This window comes from Enterobacter vonholyi (assembly GCF_008364555.1).
GTDB classification, from domain to species: Bacteria; Pseudomonadota; Gammaproteobacteria; order Enterobacterales; family Enterobacteriaceae; genus Enterobacter; species Enterobacter vonholyi.
In genome coordinates this window covers 129,880-141,926 of sequence record NZ_VTUC01000008.1, presented here as the reverse complement: position 1 = coordinate 141,926, position 12,047 = coordinate 129,880, and the positions used below count along the sequence as shown (strand labels likewise).

10 protein-coding genes are annotated in these 12,047 nt (G+C 54.0%); 7 read left to right on the top strand and 3 right to left on the bottom strand.

Going from position 1 to position 12,047, the window contains the following annotated elements:
• The first annotated feature begins 330 nt into the window (after positions 1-330).
• Positions 331-1,284, top strand: coding sequence for a nickel/cobalt transporter (locus F0319_RS14365; protein WP_149367240.1), 954 nt, complete (start codon positions 331-333; stop codon positions 1,282-1,284).
• Between the two features lie 33 nt (positions 1,285-1,317).
• Here F0319_RS14365 and proP read toward each other — a convergent pair whose 3' ends face one another.
• A complete protein-coding gene (proP, locus tag F0319_RS14360; protein WP_023334221.1) occupies positions 1,318-2,820 on the bottom strand; it encodes a glycine betaine/L-proline transporter ProP in 1,503 nt (500 codons plus the stop codon).
• A 649-nt stretch (positions 2,821-3,469) separates the two neighbouring features.
• Between proP and kdgT the strand changes: the two genes are divergently transcribed.
• On the top strand, positions 3,470-4,462 hold the full coding sequence (gene kdgT / locus F0319_RS14355) for a 2-keto-3-deoxygluconate transporter (protein WP_149367239.1): 993 nt from the start codon (positions 3,470-3,472) through the stop codon (positions 4,460-4,462).
• A 58-nt stretch (positions 4,463-4,520) separates the two neighbouring features.
• On the opposite strand, the gene F0319_RS14350 is transcribed toward kdgT, so the two are convergent.
• Entirely contained in the window at positions 4,521-5,396 is an 876-nt protein-coding gene (locus F0319_RS14350; RefSeq protein WP_111964169.1) for a diguanylate cyclase regulator RdcB family protein, read from the bottom strand.
• Positions 5,393-7,747: a clamp-binding protein CrfC gene (gene crfC, locus F0319_RS14345; RefSeq protein WP_133293612.1), complete on the bottom strand. Its 2,355-nt coding sequence runs from the start codon at positions 7,745-7,747 to the stop codon at positions 5,393-5,395. The genes F0319_RS14350 and crfC overlap by 4 nt, the downstream gene beginning before the upstream one ends.
• Positions 7,748-8,342: 595 nt before the next feature.
• On the opposite strand from crfC, the gene F0319_RS14340 reads away from it, so the two are divergent.
• The 5 genes from F0319_RS14340 (at position 8,343) to phnE (ending at position 12,032) form a co-directional block, all read left to right on the top strand.
• Complete coding sequence (locus tag F0319_RS14340; RefSeq protein WP_111964171.1) at positions 8,343-8,678, top strand: zinc ribbon domain-containing protein YjdM; 336 nt, start codon at positions 8,343-8,345, stop codon at positions 8,676-8,678.
• A gap of 80 nt (positions 8,679-8,758) precedes the next feature.
• Positions 8,759-9,199, top strand: coding sequence for a VOC family metalloprotein YjdN (gene yjdN, locus F0319_RS14335; RefSeq protein WP_111964172.1), 441 nt, complete (start codon positions 8,759-8,761; stop codon positions 9,197-9,199).
• Between the two features lie 173 nt (positions 9,200-9,372).
• Positions 9,373-10,161: a phosphonate ABC transporter ATP-binding protein gene (gene phnC / locus F0319_RS14330; RefSeq protein ID WP_111964173.1), complete on the top strand. Its 789-nt coding sequence runs from the start codon at positions 9,373-9,375 to the stop codon at positions 10,159-10,161.
• 24 nt (positions 10,162-10,185) lie between these two features.
• The gene (gene phnD, locus F0319_RS14325) at positions 10,186-11,202 is read left to right on the top strand and encodes a phosphonate ABC transporter substrate-binding protein (protein ID WP_149367238.1); all 1,017 of its coding nucleotides are present in this window, start codon (positions 10,186-10,188) and stop codon (positions 11,200-11,202) included.
• Positions 11,203-11,252: 50 nt separating this feature from the next.
• Positions 11,253-12,032, top strand: coding sequence for a phosphonate ABC transporter, permease protein PhnE (phnE, locus tag F0319_RS14320; protein ID WP_048226491.1), 780 nt, complete (start codon positions 11,253-11,255; stop codon positions 12,030-12,032).
• Positions 12,033-12,047 lie beyond the last annotated feature (15 nt).

The following is a 12,047-nucleotide window of genomic DNA, read 5'->3' as shown; positions in this document are numbered from 1 at the left end:
CGTTGCGAGGTGGCGTATATTACGCTTTCCTCTTTCAGAGTCAACCCGTTATTGCAGGATTTTTTCTCTTAAACCGACCGGGCTGTTTGTGAAGTGATTCACATCCGCCGTGTCGATGGAGGCGCATTATAGGGAGTTCCCGAACGACCGCAACCGAAAAGTTGCAAAAAAATGACTGACTGCTGCATTCCCCAGCAAAACCCCGCCTTATACCCTTTTATGCACAAAGTTATCCACAATCATGCACGGTTCCCGACGCGATCCCACGAATTGAGCGAGAAGATCAACTATACTAGCGGCAAATATTCTCCTCTGTTCAGGCCCACCCTCATGACCACACAACGCCTCACCCGCGACTGGCGTCTCCCTACAGCAGGGGTGATGCTGCTGGCACTTCTCTTTGCGGGTTTTACCCTGCATGCGCACTGGAACGCCTTTATCCAGTGGTGTCTCGCCACGCAAATTACGCTGCACCGCTATCTGGTGATGTATCTGCTGCAGCTTAATAACCACCAGTACAGCGGCGGATTATGGCTGTTAACGGGGGCTTTCCTTTATGGTGTCCTTCACGCCATCGGACCCGGGCACGGAAAGTTCATCGTGACGACCTATCTGACCACCAATAAGGAAAGCGAGCTGGCCGCCCGGGTCGTCCCCTTCCTGGGCAGCCTGATGCAGGGCGTCAGCGCCATTCTGTTTGTCTTTATTCTGGCGGTAGGATTTAACCTCGCCTCAGGGGATATTAGTACCAGCCGCTGGTATGTGGAGAAGATCAGCGCAGTGCTTATTGGCGCATTCGGCGCATTTGTCATTTACCAGGCGCTGAAAAGTCTGCGTCCGCGCAGAATGTCTGTCTCTGCCATTAAGCCACTTCATCAGCACGACGAACACTGTGGCTGCGGCCATCACGGCGTAGGTACAGACCTGACGCAGGGCGACTGGAAAACCCGTCTGGGCGTGATTCTGGCGATTGGCGCACGCCCGTGCAGCGGGGCGATCATGATTCTGATGTTTTCGAACGCGCTGGGCATTGTCACCTGGGGGGTGGCCGCAGTCATGACCATGTCTCTGGGAACCGCCCTCTCTATTGTGGGGCTGTCCCTTGCTGTAAGGTACGCCCGCGAACGCACGGTGACCTGGTTCGGAGAAAGCGCCTCATTAAGATGGCTGGTACCGGCAGTCAAAATAGCCGGAGGGATAGTCCTGATCCTATTCGCGACAGTGCTGTTCCTGACGGTGATCCCCATCAGTGCCAATGGCGACTACATCGCTGCCGGATGCTAATAAAAGAAAACCCGCCGTTGGCGGGTTTATTTATTACTCGTTGATGCGTGGATGCTGATCCACCAGTCGGGAGCGTTTTTTCTGCAGCTCTTCAATCTCGGCGTCAATATCCTCAATCTTCTGCTCTACATTATCGTAGTGCTCACGCAGGATCTCTTTCGCTTCCTGGATATCCGATGCCGCAGGCGTTGCGCCTTTCAGAGGACGATTTGCCGTCTCCTTCATGGTAATACCGGTAATCAAACCAATCACCGCGATCACCATCAGGTAATAAGCAGGCATCATCAGGTTCTGTGTGCTCTCCACCAGCGAGGCGGCAAGCGTTGGGGTCAGACCGGCAATCAGCACCGAGATGTTAAAGGCTGCGGCCAGCGCGCTGTAGCGAATGTGGGTCGGGAACATTGCGGGCAGCGTTGAGGCCATCACCCCGATAAAGCAGTTAAGGATCACCGCCAGCATCAGCAGACCGGCAAAAATCAGCCCCAGCACATCACTGTTAATAAGAATAAATGCCGGGATTGCCAGAGCAAACAGCGCAACGCTTCCCAGAATAATGAACGGTCGACGACCAAAACGGTCACTCAACAGACCCATAATCGGCTGCACAAACAGCATACCCACCATGATGGCGATAATAATCAGCACACCGTGATCTTCCGAATAGTGCAGGTTATGCGACAGATAGCTCGGCATGTAGGTCAACAGCATGTAGTAGGTCACGTTGGTCGAAATCACCAGACCAATACAGGTCAGCAGGCTGCGCCAGTGCTTAGTGGCAATCTCTTTGAACGATACCTTAGGACCATCCTGCAGCCCTTCGCGGTCACCCTGCTCCAGTTTATCGACGTGCTGCTGGAAGGCAGGCGTCTCTTCCAGCGCATGACGCAGGTAGAGGCCAATAATCCCCAGCGGCAATGCCAGGAAGAACGGAATACGCCAGCCCCAGTCGAGGAAGTTATCTTCACCCACCACGGTTGAAATCAGCACCACGACGCCCGCCCCCAGGACAAACCCGGCAATCGAGCCGAAGTCCAGCCAGCTTCCCATAAAACCGCGCTTACGGTCCGGGGAATACTCGGCAACGAAGATCGAGGCTCCGGTATATTCACCGCCTACGGAGAAGCCCTGGGCCATCTTACAAATCAGCAGGAGAATGGGTGCCCAAATGCCGATGGTGGCGTAAGAGGGTATAAGGCCGATACAGAATGTACTGATCGACATAATAACGATGGTGATAGCAAGGATCTTCTGGCGACCATATTTATCGCCGAGCATACCGAAGAACAGACCACCCAGCGGGCGAATCAGGAAGGGAACGGAGAACGTACCCAGTGCGGCAATCATCTGCAGGCTGGGATCGGCCCCGGGGAAAAACACTTTACCTAACGCATAGGCCACAAAACCGTAGACACCAAAATCGAACCATTCCATCGCATTACCGAGCGAGGCTGCGGTAATCGCTTTACGCAGCTTTGCGTCATCAATAATGGTGACGTCGCGAAGCGTGATGGGTTTAATCTTTTTCCTTCTCAGCATAGCTATCCTCGTTGACTCGGCCCTGTCTGTTTCACAGTCCAGTATGCGTTCTGTGAACCATGGGATCCGCTCCATGCGAATCGCCTTATTCAAGCGTAGCAGGTTTACTTACATTGACGTTTTACATCGATACAACCGAACCTGTTGACGCCTGCCTGGGCAGTTAATGACCTTTTTACCCTACCAGCGTTTATATTTGTGATCAACTTCACATATATTTTTGCGTCTGGTCAACTCAGTCCAATTATTGTCAAGGAATGCCAATAAGCACTTCCTTACCCTCCCCAAAAGAACATCCTCACGCGCGTTTTTATTTCTTTCGTGACAGAAAAACAAACCACGTTAATTCACATCAACTTTACATAAATTTTCATCAACAGGATCCGGCCTCAAACTTTACATTGAATATGTGACAAAGATAACTAAAACGCTGTTTTATTTTCATTGAATCAATATTCCAATGATCGCATGATAAATCCGAATACAACGTTTTATGTGTTTTCAAAAGAGGCTAATCGCGAGCACACATTTAATTATGTTGCTGGGTCATCGAAAAAAGACGGCAAGCAATAAGAGCAATCAATTGAATTTATTGACTAATTTTTAACACCTATCCCCCGTGCTGCGGGATCCGATGTGAGGTTTGTCTATGAAGATTAAAGCCACGATAGAACGCATTCCTGGCGGTATGATGCTGGTTCCGCTGGTGCTGGGCGCGATCCTGAATACCCTTGCTCCCAATACCGGAGCTTATTTTGGCGGTTTCACTAAAGGCATGATAACGGGCACGGTTCCGATTCTTGCCGTCTGGTTTTTTTGTATCGGCGCGTCCATTAATTTGCGGGCAACGGGTACCGTATTACGGAAATCCGGAACGCTGGTGATAACCAAAATAGCGGTAGCCTGGGCGGCGGCAATGATATGCGCAATGTTCATTCCAGAGAATGGAATTCAGACCGGGTTCTTCGCGGGATTATCGGTCCTGGCAATTGTCTCGGCGATGGACATGACCAACGGCGGATTATACGCCAGCCTGATGAACCAGTACGGAACGAAAGAAGAGTCCGGCGCATTTGTGTTGATGTCTCTGGAATCTGGCCCGCTGATGACGATGCTGATCCTGGGGTCTGCTGGCCTGGCCTCGTTTGAACCCCACCACTTTGTCGGCGCGATCTTGCCCTTCCTGGTCGGTTTCGCCCTTGGCAATCTCGATCGCGATCTGCGTGATTTCTTCAGCAAAGCCACGCCGGTGCTGATCCCTTTCTTCGGTTTCGCACTGGGGAACACCATCAACCTGAAGGTCATTCTCGATACCGGCCTGCTGGGCATTGTGCTGGGTGTCGCCGTGATCGTCATCACCGGCATTCCGCTGATTATTGCTGACCGCGTAATCGGAGGAGGAAACGGCACGGCGGGCGTCGCCGCCTCTTCAGCCGCAGGTGCTGCTGTCGCAAACCCGGTGATTATTGCTCAGATTAACCCGGCCTTCGAACCGGTCGCTGCTTCAGCGACTGCACTGGTTGCCGCGAGCGTGATTGTCACCGCGATTCTGGTGCCCATCATCACCGCGCTGTATGCGAAGCGCTACGGGAATATGCATGAGACCCAGCCTGAACCGAAACCAATAGAAGCGAATCATTAACACACCACACCGGATCATCCCCTCTCCCCTCGGGGAGAGGATCGGGGTGATAAGGGATTCATCCAAAAATTTCTTCCACCATCCCGTCCACCAGCCGTTTTGCCGAACAGAGCCGCGGCATGCCCAGCGCGACGGTCTGCCAGTTTTGCGTCACTGACCAGCTCACCGGATGTTGATCCGCCTGACACCAGTCCCCCAGCCAGCCCAGCATATCTTTATGATCGATTAAGCCCGGAGAGGCCGGCGTTGTAAGCCACTGGTGATAGAAATGGCGGGTCGTGGGTGACGCATTGATCCCCTGCGCCAGATAGTTAGCCGCCATGCTGCGCAGGTTATCCTTAAGCATTGCCGCCACATCTTCATTCGCGAGGCGGCATGCGTCACCAAATGCCCCCCAGCGTAGCTCTTCCAGGACGATAAAGCAGCGCCCGGCCAGCGACCAGCCATCATAATGTCCGGCCCGCCAGCGGGTAAAAATCTGCTCGCTGTGCTCGCCCGCCTGCACCGTCAGCCCGCGCTGGGTTAGCGCCTTCTCTTTCCAGGCGGCGCGTTGGGTAAAATGAGAAGAGAGTTCAGCGTACTGCTGCATCAGTCCGGGGGACTGCTGGGCGCGCGGGTGCGTCTGCTGGCGCAAAGCAATCAGTTTCTCTGCCATCAGCGTCAGCGCGAGATGACCCGGGTCAAGCATGCCGGCCAGTTTTTCCGCCAGCCCCAGGCGCAGCGCCGCATTTTCATTGAGCATACCCGCCATCGCCCAGGGGCGTAGCCGGGTATGCGTCATGATTTCCTGAGTCAAACGCTCACGAAATTGAAGCTGTTGAGGTCCCAGGTGAGGATGACGCGCCGCGTCCACTCCCTGAACCAGATCGACCATAAATTTTGGATTAATACACTCCAGCGTTCGCCCGGGGCCATCCAGTAGTGGTGTTGTCATGGTTGCTCTGCCGCGAATAGAGTTTGAATATCATCGCGTAACAGTCGGGTATCTTCCTGTATCCACGTCGCAGTAGTAATACTTTGCTTCAACAACTGGCAGAGCGCTCGGGTTGAATGCTCATTCTGTTGACGCACTGCGAGGCTATCACGCAAGCTTTCCTGTAACCCGGTCAGGCACAACGAAAATTCTGCAAAGAACGTTGCCATTCCTGCCGTAACAGAGACATCGACCTGCGCGGACAAAGCTTTACGTATTTGTTCACAAAACTGATCAATATGTTGCTTAAATTTGTCATGTAGCTGCGCAATATCGATAACATAGCGCGTGCGCGTTTCCACATACTCATCCCAGCCCCAGCCCGGATTATTGAGCCAACGAGAGACCGTTTCACGCATGCTGCTCCCGCCGGAGGGAGGGGCGGCCTGGCTGTCGTCCTGTGCAATCGCATCGTTGAACAGCGCTCGCGTATTGAAGTTAAGCTGGCTTGCCTGAAACGCGGGGAAACTGATCCGCGCCCGAAACCCCGCATGGCTCAGATGCTCTTTAATACGCGTTTCGATGGGGCGCATGGCTTCGTTCAGGGAACGCGCCAGCGTAGATTCAAGCTGGTCGAAGCGTAACGCCAGCTCCCGGCAAATCTTCGTCTGTGCATCGAGCATCACCAGCTCGCAGGAGGAGCGGATTTTACTCAGCGCGATCTGCGCCTGCCCTTCATCTTCCAGAACCAGCTGTTTCAGCTCGTGCGCCTCGTCACCGCGAAGGTTCTGCCGATCGATACCTGCCAAATCAAGAATATGCTGAGCGCTGAACACCTCACCAATCGCCTGGTGAAGCGCAGTTTTTTGGGCTCCCATAAAGTCCGTAGTGGCGTTCAGCGCCTCTTCAACCTCATGTTTCACCTCATCGCTCACCACGCTCTGACGCGTCTGCAGAAGCGCCATGTCCTCTTCCAGACGTGCGATGTTCAGTTCCAGCGCCTCAAAGGCAACCGTCAATCCCTGATAGCGGAAGTCGAGGTACTCCCGGGCATTTTGCGCGTAGTTAAGCAGCTTATGCGAGGCCGAACGCAGCGCATAAAGCGAAGCATTGGCATAGGCGGCGTAAATCAGTTTGCGTATCGGTTGTTCGAATAGCGAATCTTCCCAGAGCAAATCGGCAGAATGACGAATATGGTCGATATCGTCCAGGTCCGCCGTGCGCCAGCGACGTCCAAGCGCAGCTTCAGCAAAATCCTGCACCCAGGGTTGCTCCTGATGATCCGGCAGTTGTCCGTGGGTACTCATCTCGTAGCGAGCGCGGTTCGCCAGATAGGCCCACATGGACGAAACGGGGTAGATCTGGCCGGGCGAAATATTGCCTTTCATTAAGGTGCCGGAGATCATCGCCCGGATCTGCTCTTCATCGTCGCTATTGCGATCTTTCTGATCGAATTTATTGACCAGCGCATACAGCGGCACGGATTTTCCCGCCGCAGAAATGGCCTGGCGGACTTCTTCATCAGAGATGGATTTAAGCTGGGTATAATCCATCACGGCCAGCACCGCCGACGCGCGGGACAACTGCTCGCTGAGCATTTTTTGCAGGTGCGGCTGTCCGGCCTCATTCGGCCCGGGCGTATCGAGCAGCGTCAGCTGTCCGAGGTGAGCATCCAGACCCGCAAGATGCACGAACTCCACTTCAATTACCGGGATATGTTCGATAGCCGCATACTCAGAGAACGGAAACTCTACACCTAATGCCTGGGAAAGCCTCACCAGGTCGTTGAGACTTTTCAGACAGTGAAATATCGGCTGCGCGCCCAGGTGATGCTTCTCAAACGCTTCCCCTTTTTCAATGCGCTCCAGCAGCGTATTCATGTCTTTATCAATTTCCAGACGCTGAGCCAGCTTCCCGCGGTCGTAATCGCATAGCTTTTTCTGGAGCAGTTGGATCAATTCATCAATGGGCGAGGCATGCGAGAAATGCAGCACCGGCTCCTTCTGACCCGGCGTGTGGCGAATCAGGGTAGGAAGTGCCGTCATCGGACGATTGCGATTCGGCAACACTTCGGTCCCCACAATCGCATTAATGGTGGTTGATTTCCCCGCCTTCATGGTGCCCACAATAGCCAGGACCATTTCCAGCCGGGTTATTTTTCGTAATTCATTATTCAGCATCGCCTGCTGCGCTTCGACGCCGCGCGCGCTAAAATGCAAAGGTAAAACGTTGTTCTTTTCACCCGTAATAGCAGCCGCAGTGCTCTCCAGCATCGCAGTCGGCATTGATTTCAACGTATCAAGGTTTTGCAGGGCAAGCTGTAGCAAACGCTCAGCTTCCTGGCTTAATTCAAAAATGGTCTGTGTGTGCATGATAAAAGCCTTTCCTTAACGCAAATTTATTACTTTTATTAAGCCACTGGTATTAATTATGTTGTTCAGGCTTATATGATTACGTGTGGAAAACATGTTCGCCGAAATATAACTGATTGATGATAATCAGAAATAATTCACTATCCTTGCATGGCGTGTATAGCTTCCCTCCTGGCCTGACAGCCAAAAGAAAAAAAGCGTAGCCCATTTTTAAGAAACTTCAGGATATATCATCATTATTTCCCCCCTAAAAAGAGAGGTAATACCCCACTGCCATAAGATATGTAGAGCAGCGAAGTCCAGAGATAAATAACAATGTGTCGCTTCACCTTATCCGAAATGAAGGAACGTAGCAATTTGCCGCAATAAAATATTCGATATATTTAGCGTCATTTCTTCCCACCGTGTTAATGAGGTCAGCATCGCTTAACTGACTGACAGGAAGTGTCACTCCCAATACGTTTTTTGCATTTTTTTAATTCACAATGTCACCGACAAACGTGTGGATTTGCGCTATACTTGCCGCCTTTTTCGGCACGCTGCCGTCATTTAGCTGGCACTTTCCAGCGCGTTTACACTTTTTGAGGATACCGATATGTCACTCCCACACTGCCCAAAATGCAATTCTGAATACACCTATGAAGATAATGGCATGTTCATCTGCCCGGAATGCGCTCATGAATGGAATGATGCCGAACCATCAAACGATGCTGATGCACTTGTCGTCAAAGATGCGAACGGCAATCTGCTGGCGGACGGCGACAGCGTAACCGTGATTAAAGATCTGAAAGTGAAAGGCAGCTCTTCCATGCTGAAGATCGGCACCAAAGTGAAGAATATCCGTCTGGTTGAAGGCGATCATAATATCGACTGCAAAATTGACGGCTTCGGTCCGATGAAGCTGAAATCAGAGTTTGTGAAAAAGAACTGATTTACCCGCCCGGTGGCGCTTCGCTTACCGGGCTTTCGGGCACTACACTTAACGGGCTTATCTTACGTGAGGTAAAGATTATGCCGTTAAGTCCCTACATCTCTTTTGCCGGCAACTGCGCTGAGGCCACCGCCTTTTACCAGCAAGCCGTCGGCGCAGAACTTCTCTATAAAATCACCTTCGGCGAAATGCCAAAAAGCGATAACAGCGATGAAGGCTGTCCGTCCGGTATGCAATTTCCGGATTCGGCTATCGCCCACTCCAACGTCCGCATTGCGGGCAGCGATATCATGATGAGCGACGGGATGCCGCCCGGCAGCAACGCGCAGTACGCGGGCTTTACCCTGGTTCTCGACACCCAGGACGTCCATGAAGGCAAACGCTGGTTCGACAACCTCGCCGCGGGCGGGAATATCGACATGGCCTGGCAGGAAACCTTCTGGGCACATGGTTTTGGTAGAGTCACCGATAAGTACGGCGTGCCGTGGATGATTAACGTCGTTAAGCAACAAACGTCGTAGGCAGGACACGCGCAGCGCAGCCAGCAAAAGCGCCCGGTGGCGCTGCGCTTACCGGGCCTACAGTAACTGTCATCGCTTTCACTTCAACTCTTCAAACTCCCGCAACCTGCACTTAACCCAAATGTCACATTGATGCGCCAGCATGAGGCCACATTTATCGTGAGGCCCAGCACATGCAAACCGTCATCCGCGTCGAGAAACTGAGCAAGACCTTTAATCACAACAAGGCTCTGCATGCCGTTGATCTGACCGTCCGGCAGGGCAACATGGTGGCGCTTCTCGGGCCTTCTGGCTCGGGTAAATCTACCCTTCTGCGCCATTTGAGCGGGCTTATCACCGGCGATAAAACGCCGGAAAGCCACGTCGAGCTGCTGGGTAATACCGTCCAGCGCGCCGGGCGTCTGGCGAGCGATATCCGCAAGAGCCGCGCCCAGACGGGCTACATCTTCCAGCAGTTCAACCTGGTAAACCGCCTGACTGTACTGGAGAACGTGCTGATTGGCGCGCTCGGCAGCACCCCGTTCTGGCGCACCTGTCTGCGCTGGTTCTCCCCTTCCCAGAAGCAGGAAGCCTTGCAGGCGCTGACCCGAGTCGGCATGGCGCACTTCGCCCACCAGCGCGTCTCTACCCTGTCCGGCGGGCAACAGCAGCGCGTGGCGATTGCGCGCGCGCTGATGCAGAAAGCGCAAATCATTCTTGCTGACGAACCCATCGCCTCGCTGGACCCGGAGTCCGCCCGCATCGTGATGGAGACCCTGCGCGACATTAACCAGAACGACGGCATCACCGTAGTGGTCACGCTGCATCAGGTTGATTACGCCCTGCGCTACTGCGAGCGCATCGTCGCCCTGCGTCAGGGGCACGTGTTCTTTGATGGCGCGAGCCATCAGTTCGATAACGAACGTTTTGACCATCTCTACCGCAGCATTAACCGCGTCGAAGAGAACGCGCAGGCTGCTTAATTAAACCCGATCCGAGGAAAGTACATGAGCTACAAAGCCGTTGCCGCGCTGGCCTTTACCAGCATGTTCAGCATCAGCACCCTGTTAAGCCCAGCGTATGCGGAAGAGCAGGAAAAATCGCTGAACTTCGGCATTATTTCGACGGAATCACAGCAGAACCTGAAGCCTCAGTGGGAACCGTTCCTGAAAGATATGGAAACCAAGCTGGGGATCAAAGTGAACGCCTTCTTCGCCCCGGACTATGCGGGCATCATCCAGGGAATGCGCTTTAATAAAGTAGACATCGCCTGGTACGGCAACCTCTCCGCCATGGAAGCGGTGGACCGCGCGAACGGCCAGGTCTTTGCCCAGACCGTCGCGGCAGATGGCTCCCCTGGCTACTGGAGCGTGCTGATCGTCAACAAAGACAGCCCGATCAACAACCTCAATGACATGCTCGCCAAACGCAAAGAGCTGACCTTCGGCAACGGCGATCCGAACTCTACCTCCGGCTACCTTGTCCCTGGCTACTACGTCTTCGCCAAAAACAACGCCTCCGCCAGCGACTTCAAGCGCACCGTAAACGCCAGCCACGAAACCAACGCGCTGGCCGTGGCCAACAAGCAGGTGGACGTTGCCACCAACAACACCGAGAACCTCGACAAGCTAAAAAGCTCAGCGCCGGACAAGCTTAAAGAGATCAAGGTTATCTGGAAATCGCCGCTGATCCCGGGCGACCCGATCGTGTGGCGTAAAAATCTCTCCGAGAGCACCAAGGACAAGGTGTACGACTTCTTCATGAACTATGGCAAAACGCCGGAAGAGAAAGCGGTTCTCGAACGTCTGGGCTGGGCACCGTTCCGCCCGTCAAGCGACCTGCAGCTGGTTCCGATTCGCCAGCTGGCGCTGTTTAAAGAGATGCAGGGCGTCAAGGACAACAAGGGACTGAAGGACGAGGAAAAGACCAGCAAAGTGGCCGCGATTCAGGCCCAGCTTGAAGACCTCGACCGCCTGACCGCCGCGCTCGGCGCGATGACCAGCGTGAATAAAGCGGTGCAGTAACTTTGTCCCCTCTCCCTTGAGGGAGAGGGAGAACAGATTAAGGAGCCAACATGCAAACCATCACCCTCCCGCCGCCAAAGCGCAGCTGGTTCTCGCTCATAAGCTGGGCCATCCTGCTGGCGGTGCTGGTTATCTCCTGGAAGGGCGCGGAAATGGATCCGCTGCTGCTCTTCAAAGACGCGGGCAACATGGCGACCTTCGCCGCCGACTTCTTCCCGCCGGACTTCAGCCAGTGGCAGGACTACCTCAGCGAAATGGCGGTCACCCTGCAAATCGCCGTCTGGGGCACCGCGCTTGCCGTCATTCTCTCCGTTCCGTTTGGCCTGATGAGCGCCGAAAACATCGTGCCGTGGTGGGTATACCAGCCCATGCGCCGCCTGATGGACGCCTGTCGTGCGATCAACGAAATGGTCTTTGCGATGCTGTTCGTAGTCGCCGTCGGTCTGGGTCCGTTCGCAGGCGTTATGGCGCTTTTCATTCACACTACCGGCGTGCTCTCCAAGCTGCTCTCCGAGGCGGTCGAAGCCATTGAACCCGGTCCGGTGGAAGGCATCCGCGCCACGGGTGCCAATAAAATCGAAGAGATCCTCTACGGCGTTCTGCCTCAGGTGATGCCGCTGCTGATCTCCTACTCCCTGTACCGCTTTGAGTCCAACGTCCGCTCCGCCACCGTGGTCGGCATGGTGGGCGCAGGCGGGATTGGCGTCACCCTGTGGGAAGCGATTCGCGGTTTCCAGTTCCAGCAAACCTGCGCCCTGATGGTGCTCATCATCGTCACCGTCAGCCTGCTGGATTTCCTCTCTCAACGTTTGCGCAAGCACTTCATCTGAGAAGCGAGGCTTTGT

Bases quoted from the DNA above. Each gene is read 5' to 3' on its own strand.
- phnD (WP_149367238.1), top strand. From the start codon at position 10,186: ATGAGCTACAAAGCCGTTGCCGCGCTGGCCTTTACCAGCATGTTCAGC.
- proP (WP_023334221.1), bottom strand. From the start codon at position 2,820: ATGCTGAGAAGGAAAAAGATTAAACCCATCACGCTTCGCGACGTCACC.
- crfC (WP_133293612.1), bottom strand. From the start codon at position 7,747: ATGCACACACAGACCATTTTTGAATTAAGCCAGGAAGCTGAGCGTTTG.
- F0319_RS14350 (WP_111964169.1), bottom strand. From the start codon at position 5,396: ATGACAACACCACTACTGGATGGCCCCGGGCGAACGCTGGAGTGTATT.
- phnC (WP_111964173.1), top strand. From the start codon at position 9,373: ATGCAAACCGTCATCCGCGTCGAGAAACTGAGCAAGACCTTTAATCAC.
- F0319_RS14365 (WP_149367240.1), top strand. From the start codon at position 331: ATGACCACACAACGCCTCACCCGCGACTGGCGTCTCCCTACAGCAGGG.
- kdgT (WP_149367239.1), top strand. From the start codon at position 3,470: ATGAAGATTAAAGCCACGATAGAACGCATTCCTGGCGGTATGATGCTG.
- phnE (WP_048226491.1), top strand. From the start codon at position 11,253: ATGCAAACCATCACCCTCCCGCCGCCAAAGCGCAGCTGGTTCTCGCTC.
- yjdN (WP_111964172.1), top strand. From the start codon at position 8,759: ATGCCGTTAAGTCCCTACATCTCTTTTGCCGGCAACTGCGCTGAGGCC.
- F0319_RS14340 (WP_111964171.1), top strand. From the start codon at position 8,343: ATGTCACTCCCACACTGCCCAAAATGCAATTCTGAATACACCTATGAA.